Source organism: Flavobacterium denitrificans DSM 15936 (genome assembly GCF_000425445.1).
Taxonomy (GTDB): Bacteria; Bacteroidota; Bacteroidia; order Flavobacteriales; family Flavobacteriaceae; genus Flavobacterium; species Flavobacterium denitrificans.
Map to the genome: position 1 here is coordinate 273,999 of NZ_AUDL01000008.1, position 19,009 is coordinate 293,007.

A 19,009-nucleotide genomic window follows, 5' to 3' on the forward strand; every position below is an offset into this window, starting at 1 on the left:
TCAGTTTTTAGAATCAATCCCAAAGTAGAAATTATTAAATTAGCCTGAATAAAAAACTTAAAAACAACTGCAATAACATTAAGGAATATGCTAACGAAAGAATCATTGCAATTTTTAGACGATTTAAAAAAGAACAACAATCGAGAATGGTTTCAGGACAATAAAAAACGGTACGAAGTTTTCAAAAAAGATTACCATCAATTAGTAAGCGATTTTCTGGATGCGATGAAACCGCTCGATCCTTCATTAGAATTATTAGAAGTTAAAAATTGTACATTTAGAATTAATCGTGACATTCGTTTTTCTAAAGACAAATCACCTTATAAAGCGCATTTAGGAATCTGGATGTCTGGCGGAACAAAAGGTCTAAACCGCGCTGGATATTATGTTCATATCGAAAAAGGCGCCAGTTTTATCGCCGGTGGATTTTACTCTCCTGAATCGGAAGATTTGAAAAAAGTCCGTAAAGAAATTGCTTTCTTTTATGATGATTTAGAAGAAATCCTTACTAATAAAGATTTTAGAAAAGAGTTCGGAAGCTTAGATTTCAACGAAAACAATTCACTTAAAAGTATGCCACGCGGTTATGAAAAAGACCATCCTGCTGCCGAGTTTTTAAAATTGAAGAGTTTCACCGCAACTCAAGTTTACGATATTTCTGAAGTGACTCAGAAAGATTTCGTTTCAAAAATGAGCAAAAAACTGATTGCGTTAAAGCCATTAAACGAATTCATAAACCGAGCTTTAGATACTGAAGAATTCTAAAAAAGATTAGATCGCCACGAATTTCACGAATTGACACGAATTAATTAGTGGAAATTTGTGAAATTCGTGGCGAAAAAACATTTTATTAATGAAAAGGAAAATACTTTTTCTTGGAGAATCTTATCGCGCCGACGCCATAACCTGGATGAAAGGCCTGAAAGAATTTGGCGATTTTGAAATCATCACTTGGGAACTTCAAACCTCAAACAATCAAAGATTCAAACGTATTTTAGAGTATTTCTTTGCTCCGATTTCTATTCGGAAAATCATAAAAAAAGAAAAACCAGACATGGTGATTGCCGAAAGAACGACAAGTTATGGTTTTCTAGCTGCTATATCAGGTTCAAAAACTATAGCAATCGCACAACAAGGCCGAACTGATTTATGGCCAGAAAAATCTAAATTGTATCCTTTTAAAAAATTCATTCAAAAATATGCTTTCAAAAAAGCACATTTAATTCATGCTTGGGGACCTGTAATGGCAATTCATATGAAAGCAACTGGAGTTGATATGAATAAAGTTTTGGTTCTCCCGAAAGGAATTGACTTAGCACTTTTTACACCTTCAACAAATAATTCAAACAAAATTGAAGCTATTGTAACACGTTCACTTCAGCCAGAATACCGACATGATTCTATTTTGAAAGCTTTTGGAATTTTGAATCAAAATGGAATTGATTTTTCGCTGACGATTGTTGGAGATGGAACTCGATTGCAATATTTAAAAGATTTGGCCAAAGAACTCCAAATCGAAAACAAAGTCATTTTTACAGGAAGAATTCCAAATACAGAACTTCCCAAATTATTACAGCAATCCAACATTTACATTAGCATGCCTATTACCGAAGGCGTTTCAGCATCTTTATTCGAAGCAATGGCTTGCAATTGCTACCCAATAGTTTCAGATATTCCTGGAAATCAAAGCTGGATTAATCATCGCGAAAACGGACAATTGATTGAAATCGACAATATTGAAATGTTAGCCGAAGAATTGATTTGGTCTTTTGAGAATTCGGAATTGAGAAATGAAACAATAATTCGAAATAGAAAATTTGTGGAAGAAAATGCAAGTTACGATATTAATATGAAGGTTATTTCGGAGAAATATCAGGAGTTGCTGGACTCATGTTCTAAATAAAAATGGATAAAATCATAATTCTGCTGCCACTTTTATTTGCTTTTGGATATCTTGTTTTTTACATGATCGCTGGTCCAAATTCCAATCCTACATCTTTCAGGTATAATTTACTTTTTAAAAGAGATTTCTTCATAAAACAATTATTATTTGCCATTATTTTTTTTGTTATTGGAATACTTCGACACAAGTCGCATCCTTTTGACATATATTATACTGTTCCACTAATTTTTATTTTACAAATAAAAATTCTCAATCCAATTTTTCAGTATTTATATAAACGAAACATTATTATTGCAATCAAAGGATCCAGACCAGCTAGAGGAAAAAATGGAATAAGATTCATTGATAAAATTGTTGGATTCTTAATTTATATAATTTCTATATCAATTCCCTTCATCATTATAATGATTGAAAAATCTAACAACCACATAAACAAAATATTCTAAGCTATGCCTAAAAGCTTAAAACTTTACCTTTTTTGCGGTTAAACCAAAAATTATAATCCTTACTTTTGAACTATATTAAAAAGCCTTTTATATATGGAAATCCAATCCAATTTTTCTTTAAAAAAATACAACACTTTCGGCATTGAAGCCAGTGCTAAACAATTTGTTGCTGTTCATTCAATTGCTGAATTAAAAACAGTTTTACAAGAAAACAAAAACGAGAAAAAATTTATTTTGGGCGGCGGAAGCAATATGCTTTTAACCAAAGATATTGACGCTCTTGTTATTCATATTGATTTAAAAGGAAAAAAAATCACAAAAGAAGACGACGATTTTGTTTGGGTTGAAAGTCAAGCTGGCGAAGTTTGGCATGATTTCGTTCTGTGGACAATCGAAAACAATTTTGGCGGATTAGAAAACATGTCGCTAATTCCTGGAAATGTCGGCACAACGCCAGTTCAGAATATTGGCGCTTATGGAACCGAAATTAAAGACACTTTTGTTTCTTGCGAAGCGATGAATATTGCGACTCAAGAAACCAAAACTTTCACAAATGCAGAATGTGATTTTGGTTACCGAGAAAGCATCTTTAAAAATGAAGTAAAAGATCAGTACATTATTACTTCGGTTATTTATAAATTGACAAAACACAATCATAAAATCAATACTTCTTACGGAGATATTTTGGCTGAATTGGCCAAAAACAACATTTCTGAACCAACATTAAAAGATGTCAGTAATGCTGTAATTGCCATCAGACAAAGCAAATTGCCAGATCCTAAAGAATTAGGAAACAGCGGAAGTTTCTTCAAAAACCCAATTTTATTGAAATCTGATTTTGAGAAAATCCATCAAAAATTTCCTGAAATGAAGTTTTACAAAGTTTCAGATACCGAAGTTAAAGTTCCAGCTGGTTGGCTGATCGAGCATTCTGGTTTAAAAGGAAAACGCTTTGGAGAAGCGGGAGTACATAAAAATCAGGCTTTGGTTTTGGTAAACTACGGAAATGCAACTGGTCAAGAAATTTTAGCCGTTGCTAAAGAAGTTCAAAAAACCGTTTTTGAAAAATTCGGAATTCAGATTGAAGCAGAAGTAAATGTAATCTAAAATATTCTGCCACGAATTACACGAATTTTCACTAATTTAAATTTGTGCTAATTCGTGTAATTTGTGGCAAAAAAACAATCAAGATGTACACTCCAGACTTATACAAAAACGAAAATCAGGACGAAATCAGAGCATTTTTGAAAGAGAATAGTTTTGGAATCCTGATCAATCAAACGAACGGAAAATTATGTGCAACGCATATTCCAATAGAACTTGAAATTAATGCTGACGGAAAAGAGATTCTGCAAGGGCATATTTCAAAACTGAATCCGCAAGCGGAAGGTTTCAAAGAAAACGATCAGGTTTTGGCCGTTTTTACAGGTCCGCATAGTTATATTTCTTCGTCTTGGTACGATCATGAAAATGTGCCAACTTGGAATTATATAGCCGTACATGTTTACGGAAAAATCAAGATTGTAGATTACGAAACTTCGGTAGAACAATTAAAGAAATTGGTCGACAAATACGAAGCAAATTCCGAAAAGCCAATCCGAGTTGAAAATTTATCAGCTAAAACCATGCGAGAAGCTCGTGGAATCTTCGGTTTTGAGATCGAAATCAGTGAAATTCAGGCAACTAAAAAACTATCTCAAAATCGTGATGATTTTAATTATAAAAACATAATTTCGGAATTAGAAAAAACCGAAAACCCTTAGGCTATTGCTGTTGCAAAAGAAATGTCAAAATGCCGAAAGTAAATTGGTTTTGAACATTGAAAATTAGGAATTCATAAGTACATTTGCACTCGCAAGATTCAGAAATTAAAAGATATTAAAATCAGATGCTTACAATTTTATTTTACTTTTTTATTGGTATCGTTGTCGTACAACTTTTTTATTACTTAGGTGTATTTGGAAAGTTTGCTTTCGCTAAACCACAAGAGGTTACACAAAAAAAACTTCCGGTTTCAGTAATTGTCTGCGCTAAAAATGAAGAAGAAAATGTAAAGAAATTTGTGCCCCTTTTAGCTGAACAAGATTATCCTGATTTTGAAATTGTTTTAATCGACGATGCTTCAAGTGATGAAACATTAGAAGTTTTTGAAGAATTTGAAAAACAATATTCAAATATTCGTTTAGTAAAAGTTGAAAACAACGAAGCTTTCTGGGGGAATAAAAAATACTCCTTGACTTTAGGAATCAAAGCTTCAAAAAAAGAATATCTTTTATTCACTGACGCCGATTGTTATCCAACTTCTAAAAACTGGATCACATCAATGACATCGCAGTTCACAATGAACAAAACCATTGTGCTGGGTTATGGTGGTTATGAAAAAATAGATCGTTCGATGTTAAACAAAGTAATTCGTTTTGAAACTATCTTAACTGCAGTTCAATATTTTTCATGGGCAAAAATAGGACTTCCATACATGGGAGTTGGCCGTAATCTGGCTTATAAAAAAGAAGAGTTTTTTAATGTGAATGGTTTTATCGATCACATTCAGATACGTTCTGGAGATGATGATTTATTTATAAATCAAGCCGCCAACAAATTAAACACGACGATATCCTATACCCCGGAAAGTTTTACTTATTCAAAACCAAAAGAATCTTATAAGGAATGGTTCAGCCAAAAAAGAAGACATGTTTCCACTGCTGAACATTATAAGTTTTTTGACAAATTGCAATTGGGTCTTTTTTATATCTCGCAATTATTTTTCTTCATATTAGTTATTATTCTACTGTCTTTCCAATTTCAATGGATTGCAGTATTGGCTATTTTGGCAACTAGATATACCGTTGCATGGACCGTAATGGGATTTTCGGCCGGAAAATTAAAAGAAAAAGATCTTAAAATTTGGTTTCCTGTTGTAGAGGTTATGGTTATATTCACACAAATTAATATCTTTATAACTAATATCTTTTCAAAACCGGTACATTGGAAATAAATTCTAAAATAGAAAAAGCAAAAAAAGGCGATCAGATCGCCTTTACTTTTTTATTAGATTTTTATTGGAATGAAGTGTACGGCTTTATGCTGAAACGCACCGAAAACGAAACAATTGCCGAAGACATTACAATTGAAACTTTCTCAAAAGCTTTTGACAAAATTGCCACCTACAACGCTGAATTCAAATTCAACACTTGGTTAATCAGTATTGCAAAAAACGTTTATATAGATATTTTGCGAAAAAAGAAAACCAATCTTTTTATCGAAATCACTGATACCGAAGACCAACAGGCATATAATATCGCCGATCCTACTCCATCAGCCGAAGATGCATTAATTAAAGAGCAAAATCTCTCCCGTTTGCTTTTATGCATCAAAGAATTGAAACCCCATTATCAAGAAGTTATTCAGCTGCGTTATTTCCAAGAAATGTCCTATCAGGAAATTGCAGCTAAAATTGACGAGCCTTTAAGCAACGTAAAAGTCAAACTGCTGCGTGCAAAAAAATTATTGGCAGAAATCATTGAACGCAACAGATAATTCACTATCTTTAAGAAACGATTAAAGTATTATCATACTTTTTCTTAAAAAACTTATTATCTAACATACTAAAACAACAACTCCTACGTTGTTTGCTAAAACCCAAACCCTATTCGCGTATGATTTAAAGTTACTTAACCTTAAAATCCAAAAATCATGTCAAAATCAAGCATCTATGAAAGCAAGTGGACCGATCTTGTTTTCGAAAACAAAAACAAAGAGTACGGAGCGTATCAATTACGCCAAGAAAATCCGAGAACTACAATTAATGCCTTATTTATTGCATTGTTGTTAATAACCGCCGTAGGAAGCGCATCGATGCTGATTAATAAGTTTAGGGGGCATGAAACTGTTGAGCCTATCACTACTCTTCCAGATCCAATTGTTGTAAAAGTAGACCCATTGGTAAAACCTGAAAAACAAGAGCCTGTTGCTCCTCCCGCACAAAAACACCCTGTTTCGGAGCCAATAACTTCTGCACAACTAACGAACCCTGTTGTATCTCATACAGAAGAAGCTGTTCAGGAAATTGCAACTAATGTAGAAAATCACACAGTTGTAGACAATGCTACACCTGGTGATGGAACAATTTCAAATGCAATACCAGGGAGCAGCGGCGGAGAAGGAACTATTGCAGATCCTGCTCCGGTAGACAACACTCCTGTAAATTCGGCTATATTGGACAAAATGCCTGGATTCCCTGGAGGAATGGACAAGTTTTACAGCTATGTTGGAAATAATTTTAAAAGACCAGAATTGGACGCTGAAATGACTCTTAAAGTATATGTTTCTTTTGTAATTGAAAAAGATGGCTCAATAACTGACATCATGGTGCAAAAAGATCCAGGTTACGGAATGGGCAAAGAAGCTATCAGAGTATTAAAATCATTAAAAACAAAATGGACTCCGGGTATTTTAAACGGAAAACCTGTTAGAACCGCATATAATCTTCCGATCACAATTAAAACACAACCGGAATAAAATAATAATCAAAAAGCGGAAAAAGCAGAACTTAGGTTCTGCTTTTTTTTATATTCAATTTAATCTCATTTATCACAATTCTTAAACAATGAAACACCAAATCCTTTTTTAATTTTAACTACTTTTGTCCTTCCTAAAAAGGCAAAACATTTTAAACCAAAATTAAAAACTAAAAAATGGGAATATTTTCTGCTCTTATGGGCAACGCTGGTACTGTTAGTCAAGACGATTTGCTTAAAAAATACGGACAGCTTTTAACAGATAACGAAGAAATTGAAATGGGTTTCAAATTGATTCGAGATACTTTTATTTTCACCAATAAAAGATTAATTCTGGTTGATGTTCAAGGAATCACAGGAAGCAAAACAGAATACAAATCGATTGCTTACAAAAGCATCACACGTTTCAGCGTTGAAACTGCTGGAACTTTTGATTTGGATGCCGAATTAAAAATTTGGGTTTCAAGCGAATTAAACCCTAGCATTGTAAAACAATTCAATAAATCTGTAAATGTGTATGATGTTCAAAAAGTTTTAGCACATCATGTTCTAGGATAATCTTTTAAATAAAAAAACGGCAAATTTTGAATTTGCCGTTTTTTATTTAAAGAGTAATTATTTCTTTTTTGTTGTCGTTGTCGTTTTCTTAGTTGTAGTCGTCTTTTTTGTGGTAGTTGTTTTTGTCACAGGAACCGTATTCACAATTTTTTGTTGCACATAAGGCTTATACAAACCATCTTTTTCAGCTCTCTTTTTTGCATCATCAGCTCTTTTCTTAGAATCTGGATGAGAACTCATCATTTGATCAATGAAAGAAGCCTGACTCCCTTCACTCATTTTAGCCAAAATTCTAAAAGCAGATTCCTCAGCATTTACGTCGTAGCCATTCTTTTTCATGAAATTATAGGCAAACAAATCTGCCTCTGTTTCTTGTTTACGGCTGTATTTGCTATCAATAATTGCGCTTCCAAGTTTTCCTAGTTGACTATCTGTTACAGCAGTAATCTTTGCAGATTGTGAAGATGCACCGTCAATCAAAGCCTCTTTTTGATAAGCTGCACGCATTGCATCTCTCGAATCGTTATTAGCAACATGGCCAATTTCATGACCAATAACCGCCAACAACTCATTATCGTCCATAATATCCATTAAACCAGAATACACACGAACACTTCCGTCTGCTGTCGCGAATGCATTAACCTCTTTTAATTTGTAAACTTTGTAATTCAATGTATAACCTTCTCCTGAAGTATATTTTCCAAAAACCCTGTTTAATCTCAAAGTATAACCATCATTTGGCCCCGCTACTTCATTAGTCGAATCTAATTTTCTCACTGCTTCTTTTGACAAGGCAGCAGCGTCTGCATTACTCAAAGTAAAACTCGTAACACCTTTTTGAAGAGCTCCGATCGCTTTATCTCCTAAATTAATTTGCGCATTCATTTTAGTAAAACCCAATGTGGCAAATAAAACTCCAAAAACTAGTAATTTCTTTTTCATCTTTTTATTTATTACAATTTGACAACAAATTTAGCACAACAAAATGCTTTATTATTTCACACAAAGCCTGTTTTTTCAACAATAAAGGTATAAATTTTAAATGAGTTGTATGGAGGTTTACAACTATTATTCATACAAAACCAAACAAAAAACCGGCAAATTCTTCAGAATTTACCGGTTTTAATATTCATGCAAAAATTACTTCTTTTTTGACGTTGTCTTTTTAGCAGTTGTTTTAGTCGTTGTTGCTTTTGCTTTTACAGGCGCTGTATTGTCGATTTTCTGTTGCACATAAGCATTATACAAACCATCTTTGGTCGCTTTTTTCTTAGCGTCATCTGCCCGTTTGCCTGAATCTGGATGCGAACTCATCATTTTGGTAATAAAAGACGACTCTGCTCCTTGGCTTAAATTTTGAAGAATTCTAAATGCCGATTCTACAGCATTCACATCATAGCCATTCTTTTTCATAAAATTGTATGAAAAAGAATCCGCCTCAGATTCTTGTTTTCTACTGTGTTTACTATCAATCATGGCACTTCCTAACTGTCCCAATTGAGAACTAGTAAGCGTTTCAATTTTTCCTGATTGTGATGATGCTACATCTAGTAAAGCTTCTTTTTTATAAGCCGCTTTTATAGCATCTCTGGTGTCATGATTTACAACATGTCCAATCTCATGCCCAATAACAGCAAGCAATTCATTATCATCCATAACATCCATTAAACCTGCAAACACACGAACACTTCCATCGGCGCAAGCAAAAGCATTAATATCTTTTACGAGATACACTTTATAATTCAAAGCAACCCCATCCGTAGAAGCATGTTTGCCAAATACACGATTTAACCGAATTGCATAACCATCAGTTGGACCAGCGACAGGATTATTTGCATCCAATTCTGCAATTGACTGTTGAGCTAAAGCCACCGCATCAGCATCGCTAAAAGTAAATCCTGAAACACCTTTGCCTAAAGCTCCCATAGCCTTATCTGAAAGTATTTGTGCATTCATTTGATTAAAACCAAAAACCGTTAATAAAATCCCCAATACTATAAATTCTTTTTTCATTTTGAAATCAATTAAATTAACAGCAAAATTACTACAGGGTGAAATTTAAGTTAGCCAATTGAGTCAAATTTATAACAGATTAGGACGATTTTAAAATTTGAAAAAAGGTGAGGTTTTAAGAAAAAAAACTTAAGCAAGAAATAAAAAGACATTACAAAAGTGCTTTTAAAAATAAAGTATTAACATTTGAACCTAATAATCACAAATTACAACAAAAAGACAAACTAAACGAAAAGCAAATTAACGCCTCTAAATGAACTACATTCCGTATCTTTGTGTTTTGAATTTTGATATATGGAAACAGTCATTGAAAATATACCAACTGGAAAACCTAAATGGTTAAAGGTTAAACTTCCAATTGGACAAAAATATACTGAACTTCGTGGTTTAGTTGACAAATACAGCTTAAACACAATTTGCACTTCTGGAAGTTGCCCAAATATGGGAGAATGCTGGGGTGAAGGAACAGCAACTTTTATGATTCTTGGAAACGTTTGCACACGTTCTTGCGGTTTTTGCGGTGTAAAAACAGGTCGTCCAGAAACTGTGGACTGGGATGAACCTGAAAAAGTTGCCCGCTCTATTAAAATCATGAACATCAAACACGCAGTAATTACAAGTGTTGACAGGGATGATTTAAAAGATGGAGGATCTATTATCTGGATTGAAACGGTAAAAGCAATCCGAAGAATGAACCCAAATACTACTCTTGAAACTTTAATTCCAGATTTTCAAGGAATTGAAAGAAATCTAGATCGAATCGTTGAAGCAAATCCTGAAGTGGTTTCGCATAACGTTGAAACGGTTCGTCGATTGACACGTGAAGTTCGTATTCAAGCAAAGTACGATCGTAGTCTTGAAGTTTTGCGTTATTTAAAAGAAAAAGGAATCAACAGAACAAAATCTGGCATCATGCTAGGTCTTGGCGAAACTGAAGAAGAAGTTTTTCAAACAATGACTGATTTACGCAATGCAAATGTAGATGTTGTTACTCTTGGCCAATATCTTCAACCTAGTAAAAAACATTTGCCTGTAAAAGAATTTATTACTCCTGAACAATTCGAGAAATATGAAAAATTCGGACTAGAATTAGGTTTCCGCCATGTTGAAAGCGGTCCATTGGTTCGTTCTTCATACAAAGCACAAAAACACATTTTATAAAATAGTTTAATCGAATAATCGTCAATTTGTTTAATTGAAGAACCTAATTGACGATTACTGATTAAATAAATTGACTAGATAATTGAAAACAAGAATTGCTATTAATGGGTTTGGAAGAATTGGAAGAAATTTATTCCGCTTGCTTTTAAACCATCCTGAAATTGAAGTTGTTGCTATCAACGATATTGCTGACAACAAAACAATGGCACATTTAATAAAATACGACAGCATACATGGCGTTTTGCCTTATGCCGTAAGCCATAATGAAGAATCAATTATTGTGGACAACAAGCAATATTTATTTTTTCACGAAAAAAGCATTTCTAATCTTGACTGGAAAAGCCACAATATTGATTTTGTAATTGAATCGACTGGAAAATATAAGACGCATGAAGAATTAAATGCGCATCTGGAAGCAGGAGCAAAAAAAGTAATACTTTCGGCTCCATCAGAAGTCGACACAATCAAAACAGTAGTTTTAGGCGTAAATGAAAATATTTTAGAAGGAAATGAAACAATCGTTTCGAACGCAAGCTGCACCACCAATAATGCCGCGCCAATGATAAAAATCATTGATGAATTATGCGGTATTGAGCAAGCTTACATTACAACTATTCATTCATATACTACCGACCAAAGTCTTCATGACCAGCCACATAAGGATTTACGCAGGGCGAGAGGCGCTAGTCAGTCAATTGTTCCAACAACTACAGGTGCAGCTAAGGCATTAACAAAAATTTTTCCTAAATTGCATCAAAAAATCGGAGGATGCGGTATTCGAGTTCCAGTTCCCGATGGTTCATTAACAGATATTACATTCAATGTAAAGCGTGCCGTTACTATTGAAGAAATTAATAAAGCTTTTGAAAAAGCCTCAAAAACAAATTTAAAAGGAATATTAGATTACACAGAAGATCCTATCGTTTCTGTTGATATAATTGGCAATACGCATTCGTGCTTATTTGATTCCCAACTAACTTCAGTCATTGATAAAATGGTTAAAGTAGTAGGCTGGTATGATAATGAAATTGGCTATTCATCAAGATTAATAGATTTGATTTTACTGATAAGAAAAACATAGATTCATTGTAAAAGCGTTGCCATACATGAAATACCACATTCTTATTCTTATTTGTTTTTTAAATTCATTTTTGTATTCTCAAACCAAAAAGAATACAGATAGTGTTTCCTATTACAATAAGTTAGCCAACTCAAATATTAATAAGAACATGTACAACCAAGCGGTATTTTATACTAAAAAATCAATCGATTTTTGCCAAAACAACAACAAAAGCCAAGATTTAGCCAATCAAACTTTTAAGCTCGGAAAACTTTATTACAACCAGCAAAAATATGATGCTGCACTAAAAAATTTCCATAAAAGCGTTTCTTTGTTTGACAAGGTAAAACCAACTTGCACTAAAATATTAGCACTTCACTATATAGGCGCAACAAACACAGCACAGGGCAATTTTGAGATTGGAAATATTTATTATAAAAAAGCAGACAGCTTATTAAAACAACTGAAAATCGTTGATCATGCCGAAGTTTTAAATTATCAAAAAGCAATGGCTTTGAAAATTGGCAAAGATTTGCCACTTGCTGCAAAAACTTTCCAAAAAATCGTAAAAAAGCCAGACAACGCAAAAATCATTAAAACGAAAGCCGATTCTTATTATCAGCTCGGATTGATTGAGACAAAATTAAAACGAAATGATTCGGCTTTGGTTTATTTTGACAAGGGTCTGGATTACAGTGCCAAAAACAACAACCTAAATCAGAAATCAAAAATCATACTCGCTATCAGCCAGTATTATAAAAAGAATCGCAACTTTGATCTCGCCTATTCCTATCTCGATGAACATTATCAAATCGAGAACTATATTTTGAAATTGAAAAATGCGAAATTGGATCTCAATGAATTTGAGAAATTCAAAAAAACGCAGTCTATCAAAAATACGCTTAAACGCGAAAGTGATCAAAAAATCCAATTAAAAACGTATCGTTACTCAAAATTGGTGAGTATTTTGGCAATCGCTCTAATTTCGATTTTGTCGCTTTTGAGTTTGGCTTTATACAAAAATAATATTATTCGAAATCAGAATAATTTGCTTTTAAGAGAAAAGAACAAAGAATTGATTCTTGCCAAAAATAAAGCAGAAAAAGCATCAAAAGCCAGATCTGAATTTTTGTCGACCGTAAGCCATGAACTCCGGACACCTTTGAATGCAATCAATGGAATTACACATTTGCTTTTAGAAGACAATCCGAAAAAGAATCAGTTAAAATACTTGGAATCTTTGAAATTCTCAGGCAACTACTTGACTACATTTATCAATGAAATTTTGGAAATCAACAAAATCGATTCTACAAAAGTTGAAGTTGAATATATCAGTTTTAACTTAAAAGAACTTTTATTCAATATCCAAAGTTCTCTTAAAGAATTGGCTACAGCCAATAAAAACTATTTCAATCTTGAAATTGACGAAGCTATTCCAGATAATTTAATCGGAGATCCAACAAAATTATCACAAATCATTCTCAACTTAATCAATAATGCTTTAAAATTTACACAAAACGGACATGTAAATGTAATAGCTAAATTGTATGCAATTGAAGAAGAAAATGCAACTGTATACTTTGAAATCGTTGACACAGGAATTGGAATTCCAGAAGACAAACTGCAAACCGTTTTTGAAAGTTTTTCTCAAGGCTCTATTGAAGTAAACCGCAAATATGGCGGTACTGGTCTGGGCTTGACTATTGTAAAAAAACTGATTGAGCTTTTAGGAGGAGAAATTAAACTTAAAAGTGAAGTAGGCAAAGGATCAACTTTTACATTCAAGCTGAATTTCAATATCAATACTGAACCATTGGAAATAGCAGAAGAAACATCCAAACTTTACAATGACAAACAATTGGAGCACAAATCGATTTTATTAATTGAAGACAATAAAATCAACCAAATGATTACTCGAAAAATGCTAGAAAACAAAGCTATTTGCTGTGAAATAATTGACAATGGCGAGGAAGCTGTCGATCTTTTAAAAGTGAAGCGCTTTGATATGGTTTTAATGGATGTGCATTTGCCAGGCATCAATGGAACAACTGCTACAAAAATGATTCGCGAGTTTGACAAAACAACACCAATTATTGCTTTAACTGCAATTTCGTTAGACGAAAACCGCGATATGCTTTTATCTTTCGGAATGAATGATGTTATTACAAAACCATTTGTCCCAGATGAATTTTATAGCACAATTGCTAAATTCTTTGATTAACTAAGACACTAAGTTACTAAGACGATGAGATGCTAAGTTTTCTTCACATACTCTAAAATTGTCGCGTCAAAATTTTGTTGATGATTTATAAAAGAACTTTTTATTGGCAAATAATACAGTTGCGAAACCAATTTTGAATCTTTCAAACGAACATAATCTTTCTCCGTTGTAATTATTTTTCTTCCTTTTGCTTTTTCTTGGATGGAATTTAAATCAGCGTCAGAAAAATGATGATGATCTGGAAAAGTCAAACATTCGTCATTTTCATTTTTTAAATAATCAAAAAATGGTTTTGGTTTTGCAATTCCTGCTAAAAGCAATTTTGATTGCGATCTGATTTTTGCCACTTCCATTTTTTCATTTTGCCCATAGATCACTTCATCATAATCTATAAAAGTAAAAAAGATTTGTTGTGAACAGCTTAACTTTAGTTTTAAGCGAATTTCGGATTGTTCTTCTTCAGATAAAATTTTAGGACATTTTGTAACAACAACGATGCTCGCTCTTTCTGCTCCACTCCTGCTCTCTCTTAAATTTCCAGTTGGGAGCATAAAATCATCTGCATATAAATCTCCGTAAGAAGTCAATAAAATATAAAAACCAGCTTTTACTTTTCTGTGCTGATAAGCATCATCTAACAAAATAATTTCGGGTTTTGCCTCTTGAGAAAGCAATTGCTGAATTCCGTTTGTACGATTTGCATCTACTGCTACCATTACATTTGGAAATTTTTGATAAAACTGAAAAGGTTCATCGCCAAGAATTTCGGCATTTGAATTTTCATCCGCCAAAACAAAACCTTCCGATTTTCTTTTATATCCACGGCTTAAAGTTGCGACTTTATATTTATCAACTAATAACCGAATCAAATATTCGATTTGAGGCGTTTTTCCGGTTCCGCCAACGCTCAAATTTCCAACAGCAATTACTGGAAGATCAAATGAAGTTGATTTCAAAATTCCATTGTCAAAAAGAGAATTTCGGATTGAAGTAATGAATCCGTATAAAATGGCAAATGGGAAAAGTATTTTTCGAAGTATGTTCATATCGTTATTTACCTGAATAATGACCTTTTGCTGAAACGACAAAAATTGTCACAGTATCATCTTCTAGATAATAAATCATTCTGTCTTTTTGATTTATTCGTCTCGACCAAAAACCAGTAAGTTCATACTTTAAAGGCTCAGGATTTCCAATTCCTTCAAAAGGAGTTTCAGAAAGTTCCAAAAGAATTTTTTCAACAGTCTTAATACTTTTTTTATCTCCTGATTTATAATGTTCAATAATTTGTTTTTTTGCCAGCTCTTTTACTTCAACCCTAAACTTCCCCATACATCATTAGGATTAATTTCTGTACTATTTTTACTTTTAGCTGATTTTAAAACCATATCAACAAACTCTGGATTATATGGACTTTCTTCTTCGTTCACCTGTCCATAAGTATCTGTTTCGACAATTTCAATACCCTCAACACCTTTAAAAAAAGCTTCAAACATCGCCATAAATGCTTTTCCTGATTTAGTGCGTTCGTTAATTTTTATTGTAGTCATGACTTAGTAAGTTTTATATTGAAATATTACAAATATTACAATGTTTACAAATATACAAAAATGAAACCACACTTAAGAAATTGATTAAAAGCAAGATTTTCTAGCTCTATTTTTTTTCGTTAATTTGTTTTACGAATTTGTTTCAGGTTTCGGGTTTCTAGTTTTCCTGACAATATAAAACTTGAAACAAATAAAACCTGAAACTTGAAACAAAATACTGAAATGAAAATCAAAAATATAATCTCAGTCCTCGAAGAAATGGCTCCTTTGGCTTACGCCGAAGATTTTGACAACGTTGGCCTTTTAGTTGGAAATTCGGAAACCGAAAGCACTGGTGTTTTAGTTTGCCACGATGCCTTAGAAAATATAATTGACGAAGCTGTTGCAAAAAACTGCAATCTGGTAGTTTGCTTTCATCCAATTTTATTCTCTGGAATTAAAAAAATCACAGGCAAAAATTATGTGGAGCGTGCCATTTTAAAAGCAATCAAAAATGACATTGCTATTTTTGCCGTTCATACCGCGCTTGATAATCATTCACAAGGCGTAAACAAAATTTTCTGTGATGCTTTAGGATTGACAAACACCAAAATTTTAGTTCCAAAACAAAATTTCATTCAAAAACTAATTACTTATACTGTTCCAGACAATGCAGATAAAGTTCGAAATGCATTATTTGAAGCAGGTGCAGGAACAATAGGAAATTATGAAAATTGCAGTTTCAACTCAAACGGCATTGGAACATATAAAGGAAATTCTGAAAGCAATCCTGTAATTGGTGAACGTCATGAGCTAACTGAAACTGAAGAAATAAAAATTGAAGTTACTTTTGAAAAGCACTTGCAATCCCGAATTTTAAAGGCACTTTTCGAAAATCATATTTACGAAGAAGTAGCTTATGAAATTTATAATCTTGAAAATTCACATCAGAATATAGGTTTAGGAATGATTGGCGAATTTGAAACTGAAATGGATGAGAAAGATTTCCTGCATTTCGTAAAAGAAAAAATGATCGCGGATGGAATTCGCCATTCTACTTTTTTAGGCAAGAAAATCAAGAAAGTAGCAGTGCTGGGAGGTTCCGGAAGTTTTGCCATAAGAAATGCAATTCAGGCTGGAGCAGATGCTTTTTTGACCGCCGATTTGAAATATCATCAATTTTATGAAGCCGAAAACAAGTTACTTTTAGCCGATATTGGTCATTTTGAGAGCGAACGCTATACAAAAAACTATATTGTTGATTTTCTTCGAAAAAAAATTCTTAATTTTGCCATCATTTTATCGGAAGAAAATACAAATCCAGTTAAGTACTTATAAAATATGACGAATACGAAAGAATTAAGTGTTGAGGACAAGTTAAGAGCAATATACGATTTACAGCTTATTGACTCTAGAATTGACGAAATCAGAAACGTTAGAGGAGAACTTCCTTTAGAGGTTGAAGATTTAGAAGATGAAGTTGCAGGTTTGAGCACTCGTTCAGAGAAACTGAAAGGTGAACTTGAAGTGATTGAGGAGCAAATCAAAGCAAAGAAAATTGCTATTGAGGAGCATAAAGAGGTTATTAAAAAGTACACAAAACAACAAGAATCAGTACGTAACAACAGAGAATTTAATTCTTTGACAAAAGAAGTTGAATTTCAGGAATTAGAGATTCAATTGGCTGAAAAGCAAATCAAAGAACTGAAAGCTTCTATCGAGCACAAAAAAGAAGTTATTTCTAACTTAAAGGAAAAACTTGATGCTAAAAGCTCTCATTTAAAACATAAAAAATCTGAATTAGATGCTATTATGGCTGAGACTCAGAAAGAAGAAACTTTCTTAACTGAGAAATCTGCTGAATATGCTGCACAAATCGAAGACAGATTATTAGCAGCTTACAACAGAATCAGAAGCAGTGTTCGTAACGGATTAGCTGTAGTTTCTATCGAAAGAGGAGCTTCTGCTGGATCTTTCTTCACAATTCCACCACAAACACAGGTTGAAATTGCTTCAAGAAAGAAAATCATCACTGATGAGCACTCTGGAAGAATTTTAGTTGATACGCAACTAGCTGAAGAAGAAAAAGAAAAAATGGAACAATTGTTCGCAAAATTCTAAATATAAGGTCCCGATTTAATCGGGACTTTTTTTTGCTTTTTTTTCGCCACGACTCGAGCGATAGCGAATAGGCAAAGCAATTACACAAATTTCACTAATTATTTTTTATCAATAATACTGGGAATAAAAAATTCGTGTTTATATGTGCAATTCGTGGCAGACCTTTTTTTACCTTTAGAAAAAATTTAAGTTTTGGGAATTAAAAAAAGTATTCGTTTTATTACATTAAAATCTGTTGGATCTTATATTAATTTTTTAAGTTATGTACGCCCACAAAAAGCTGTCGAACTTTCTTATGCACTCTTCAGCCAGCCTAGAATTGGCCGATTAAAAAAAGAAGAACTTCCAAAAGTTTTAAAAAATACCGAAACAGAAATTTTTCATCATAATGAACATCATTTTCAAACTTATATTTGGAAAGGAAATGAAACCAAGATTTTATTGGTTCACGGCTGGGAAAGCAATGCTTCGCGCTGGAAAAAAACCTTGCCACATCTTCAAAAATCTGGAAGCACTATAATTGCCATTGACGCTCCCGCGCACGGACAAAGCAGCGGAAAAGAATTTAACGTTCCACTTTATGCTGAATTCATCAATAAAGCGGTAGAAAAATATCAGCCCGAAATCATTATCGGGCATTCGATTGGTGGCGCGGCATCTGTGTACCACCAATATTTATTTCCGAATACGAGCATCAATAAAATGGTGATTTTAGGAGCGCCATCAGAGCTAAAGACTTTGATTGACAATTATGTTTCGATGTTGAGTTTGAACACCAAAATGTTTTCGCTTTTAGAAAGCAAATTCCTTGACCGTTTCAACTTTAAATTAGAAGATTTTTCAGGACAGAAATTTGCATCCGAATTTAAGATTCCTGGCTTAATTGCCCATGATGTTTCAGATAAAATTGTTGCTTTTGAAGAAGGAAAAAAAATAGCCAGCAATTGGCGAAATAGCAAATTTATTGAAACAACTGGCTTAGGCCACGGAATGCATGACGACGATTTATATGATCAAGTAATTGAGTTTTTGTTTTCTGAAGAGACAAAGTAAAAAAAGGACAAAGCTTTCCAAAAATCTAAAATTTGAATTCTAAAATCTACAATTAAAATGATAGCAGTAATTTTTGAAGTAATTCCGAATGAAGGAAAAAAAGAAGAATATTTAGATATCGCTGCAAGTTTGAAACCTGAATTAAGTCATATTGATGGATTTATTTCGATTGAGCGTTTTCAAAGTTTGAGCGACTCAGGGAAAATTTTGTCTTTATCTTTTTGGAGAGATGAAGCTAGTATTCAGCAATGGAGAAATCTTGAAATGCATCGTCATGCTCAAGAAAAAGGCCGAAACGGTATTTTTAAAGATTATCATTTACGAATTGCAACTGTTGTTCGCGATTATGGAATGTTTGAAAGAAATGAAACTCCAGAAGACAGCAAAGAGTTTCATCATCGATAAAGATTCTGAGACACTAAGATTC

20 protein-coding genes are annotated in these 19,009 nt (G+C 33.1%); 15 read left to right on the plus strand and 5 right to left on the minus strand.

Features of this window, described 5'->3' with window-relative positions; all coding sequences use genetic code 11:
* The first annotated feature begins 87 nt into the window (after positions 1–87).
* From H600_RS0104775 to H600_RS0104815, 8 genes are all read left to right on the plus strand, one after another.
* On the plus strand, positions 88–765 hold the full coding sequence (locus H600_RS0104775; RefSeq protein ID WP_026727722.1) for a DUF2461 domain-containing protein: 678 nt from the start codon (positions 88–90) through the stop codon (positions 763–765).
* 88 nt (positions 766–853) lie between these two features.
* The gene (locus H600_RS0104780) at positions 854–1,903 is read left to right on the plus strand and encodes a glycosyltransferase (RefSeq protein WP_026727723.1); all 1,050 of its coding nucleotides are present in this window, start codon (positions 854–856) and stop codon (positions 1,901–1,903) included.
* 539 nt (positions 1,904–2,442) lie between these two features.
* Positions 2,443–3,456, plus strand: coding sequence for a UDP-N-acetylmuramate dehydrogenase (gene murB / locus H600_RS0104790; RefSeq protein WP_026727725.1), 1,014 nt, complete (start codon positions 2,443–2,445; stop codon positions 3,454–3,456).
* A gap of 83 nt (positions 3,457–3,539) precedes the next feature.
* Positions 3,540–4,112 carry an FMN-binding negative transcriptional regulator gene (locus H600_RS21845; protein ID WP_051234368.1) on the plus strand — a complete coding sequence of 191 codons (573 nt, stop codon included), beginning with the start codon at positions 3,540–3,542 and terminating at the stop codon, positions 4,110–4,112.
* Positions 4,113–4,237: 125 nt separating this feature from the next.
* Positions 4,238–5,344 (plus strand): glycosyltransferase, encoded by a 1,107-nt coding sequence (locus H600_RS0104800; RefSeq protein WP_026727726.1) that lies wholly within the window; start codon positions 4,238–4,240, stop codon positions 5,342–5,344.
* Positions 5,335–5,886, plus strand: coding sequence for an RNA polymerase sigma factor (locus H600_RS0104805; protein WP_026727727.1), 552 nt, complete (start codon positions 5,335–5,337; stop codon positions 5,884–5,886). Before H600_RS0104800 ends, H600_RS0104805 begins: the two co-directional genes overlap by 10 nt.
* A gap of 156 nt (positions 5,887–6,042) precedes the next feature.
* Positions 6,043–6,867 (plus strand): energy transducer TonB, encoded by an 825-nt coding sequence (locus H600_RS0104810; RefSeq protein ID WP_026727728.1) that lies wholly within the window; start codon positions 6,043–6,045, stop codon positions 6,865–6,867.
* Positions 6,868–7,043: 176 nt separating this feature from the next.
* Positions 7,044–7,424, plus strand: coding sequence for a PH domain-containing protein (locus tag H600_RS0104815; protein WP_026727729.1), 381 nt, complete (start codon positions 7,044–7,046; stop codon positions 7,422–7,424).
* Between the two features lie 57 nt (positions 7,425–7,481).
* On the opposite strand, the gene H600_RS0104820 is transcribed toward H600_RS0104815, so the two are convergent.
* Complete coding sequence (locus H600_RS0104820) at positions 7,482–8,366, minus strand: M48 family metalloprotease (protein WP_026727730.1); 885 nt, start codon at positions 8,364–8,366, stop codon at positions 7,482–7,484.
* A gap of 198 nt (positions 8,367–8,564) precedes the next feature.
* The gene (locus H600_RS0104825) at positions 8,565–9,437 is read right to left on the minus strand and encodes a M48 family metalloprotease (protein ID WP_026727731.1); all 873 of its coding nucleotides are present in this window, start codon (positions 9,435–9,437) and stop codon (positions 8,565–8,567) included.
* Between the two features lie 294 nt (positions 9,438–9,731).
* On the opposite strand from H600_RS0104825, the gene lipA reads away from it, so the two are divergent.
* The 3 genes from lipA (at position 9,732) to H600_RS0104840 (ending at position 13,879) form a co-directional block, all read left to right on the plus strand.
* A complete protein-coding gene (lipA, locus tag H600_RS0104830; RefSeq protein ID WP_026727732.1) occupies positions 9,732–10,598 on the plus strand; it encodes a lipoyl synthase in 867 nt (288 codons plus the stop codon).
* 82 nt (positions 10,599–10,680) lie between these two features.
* Positions 10,681–11,679, plus strand: a complete 999-nt coding sequence (gene gap / locus H600_RS0104835; protein ID WP_026727733.1) for a type I glyceraldehyde-3-phosphate dehydrogenase — start codon at positions 10,681–10,683, stop codon at positions 11,677–11,679.
* Positions 11,680–11,704: 25 nt separating this feature from the next.
* The gene (locus tag H600_RS0104840) at positions 11,705–13,879 is read left to right on the plus strand and encodes a tetratricopeptide repeat-containing hybrid sensor histidine kinase/response regulator (protein ID WP_026727734.1); all 2,175 of its coding nucleotides are present in this window, start codon (positions 11,705–11,707) and stop codon (positions 13,877–13,879) included.
* 32 nt (positions 13,880–13,911) lie between these two features.
* Here H600_RS0104840 and lpxK read toward each other — a convergent pair whose 3' ends face one another.
* From lpxK to H600_RS0104855, 3 genes are read right to left on the minus strand one after another with little or no spacing between them, the layout of a single operon-like run.
* Positions 13,912–14,925, minus strand: coding sequence for a tetraacyldisaccharide 4'-kinase (lpxK, locus tag H600_RS0104845; RefSeq protein WP_026727735.1), 1,014 nt, complete (start codon positions 14,923–14,925; stop codon positions 13,912–13,914).
* Between the two features lie 4 nt (positions 14,926–14,929).
* Positions 14,930–15,211: a Txe/YoeB family addiction module toxin gene (locus tag H600_RS0104850; protein WP_026727736.1), complete on the minus strand. Its 282-nt coding sequence runs from the start codon at positions 15,209–15,211 to the stop codon at positions 14,930–14,932.
* Complete coding sequence (locus tag H600_RS0104855; protein WP_026727737.1) at positions 15,187–15,429, minus strand: DUF2683 family protein; 243 nt, start codon at positions 15,427–15,429, stop codon at positions 15,187–15,189. Before H600_RS0104855 ends, H600_RS0104850 begins: the two co-directional genes overlap by 25 nt.
* 222 nt (positions 15,430–15,651) lie before the next feature.
* On the opposite strand from H600_RS0104855, the gene H600_RS0104860 reads away from it, so the two are divergent.
* The 4 genes from H600_RS0104860 to H600_RS0104875 all read left to right on the plus strand — a co-directional run bounded on the left by H600_RS0104860 (position 15,652) and on the right by H600_RS0104875 (position 18,987).
* A complete protein-coding gene (locus tag H600_RS0104860) occupies positions 15,652–16,746 on the plus strand; it encodes a Nif3-like dinuclear metal center hexameric protein (RefSeq protein WP_026727738.1) in 1,095 nt (364 codons plus the stop codon).
* A gap of 3 nt (positions 16,747–16,749) precedes the next feature.
* Positions 16,750–17,529, plus strand: coding sequence for a zinc ribbon domain-containing protein (locus tag H600_RS0104865; RefSeq protein ID WP_026727739.1), 780 nt, complete (start codon positions 16,750–16,752; stop codon positions 17,527–17,529).
* 192 nt (positions 17,530–17,721) lie between these two features.
* Positions 17,722–18,582, plus strand: coding sequence for an alpha/beta fold hydrolase (locus tag H600_RS0104870; RefSeq protein ID WP_026727740.1), 861 nt, complete (start codon positions 17,722–17,724; stop codon positions 18,580–18,582).
* Between the two features lie 57 nt (positions 18,583–18,639).
* A complete protein-coding gene (locus H600_RS0104875) occupies positions 18,640–18,987 on the plus strand; it encodes an antibiotic biosynthesis monooxygenase family protein (protein ID WP_026727741.1) in 348 nt (115 codons plus the stop codon).
* Positions 18,988–19,009: the final 22 nt, after the last annotated feature.

What these genes read in the sequence shown, in the direction of transcription:
- H600_RS0104815 (WP_026727729.1), top strand. Translation starts at nt 7,044, where the DNA reads ATGGGAATATTTTCTGCTCTTATGGGCAACGCTGGTACTGTTAGTCAA.
- murB (WP_026727725.1), top strand. Translation starts at nt 2,443, where the DNA reads ATGGAAATCCAATCCAATTTTTCTTTAAAAAAATACAACACTTTCGGC.
- lipA (WP_026727732.1), top strand. Translation starts at nt 9,732, where the DNA reads ATGGAAACAGTCATTGAAAATATACCAACTGGAAAACCTAAATGGTTA.
- H600_RS0104875 (WP_026727741.1), top strand. Translation starts at nt 18,640, where the DNA reads ATGATAGCAGTAATTTTTGAAGTAATTCCGAATGAAGGAAAAAAAGAA.
- H600_RS0104775 (WP_026727722.1), top strand. Translation starts at nt 88, where the DNA reads ATGCTAACGAAAGAATCATTGCAATTTTTAGACGATTTAAAAAAGAAC.
- H600_RS0104780 (WP_026727723.1), top strand. Translation starts at nt 854, where the DNA reads ATGAAAAGGAAAATACTTTTTCTTGGAGAATCTTATCGCGCCGACGCC.
- H600_RS0104840 (WP_026727734.1), top strand. Translation starts at nt 11,705, where the DNA reads ATGAAATACCACATTCTTATTCTTATTTGTTTTTTAAATTCATTTTTG.
- H600_RS0104825 (WP_026727731.1), bottom strand. Translation starts at nt 9,437, where the DNA reads ATGAAAAAAGAATTTATAGTATTGGGGATTTTATTAACGGTTTTTGGT.
- H600_RS0104820 (WP_026727730.1), bottom strand. Translation starts at nt 8,366, where the DNA reads ATGAAAAAGAAATTACTAGTTTTTGGAGTTTTATTTGCCACATTGGGT.
- lpxK (WP_026727735.1), bottom strand. Translation starts at nt 14,925, where the DNA reads ATGAACATACTTCGAAAAATACTTTTCCCATTTGCCATTTTATACGGA.
- H600_RS0104855 (WP_026727737.1), bottom strand. Translation starts at nt 15,429, where the DNA reads ATGACTACAATAAAAATTAACGAACGCACTAAATCAGGAAAAGCATTT.
- H600_RS0104800 (WP_026727726.1), top strand. Translation starts at nt 4,238, where the DNA reads ATGCTTACAATTTTATTTTACTTTTTTATTGGTATCGTTGTCGTACAA.
- H600_RS0104850 (WP_026727736.1), bottom strand. Translation starts at nt 15,211, where the DNA reads ATGGGGAAGTTTAGGGTTGAAGTAAAAGAGCTGGCAAAAAAACAAATT.
- H600_RS21845 (WP_051234368.1), top strand. Translation starts at nt 3,540, where the DNA reads ATGTACACTCCAGACTTATACAAAAACGAAAATCAGGACGAAATCAGA.
- H600_RS0104860 (WP_026727738.1), top strand. Translation starts at nt 15,652, where the DNA reads ATGAAAATCAAAAATATAATCTCAGTCCTCGAAGAAATGGCTCCTTTG.
- H600_RS0104810 (WP_026727728.1), top strand. Translation starts at nt 6,043, where the DNA reads ATGTCAAAATCAAGCATCTATGAAAGCAAGTGGACCGATCTTGTTTTC.
- H600_RS0104865 (WP_026727739.1), top strand. Translation starts at nt 16,750, where the DNA reads ATGACGAATACGAAAGAATTAAGTGTTGAGGACAAGTTAAGAGCAATA.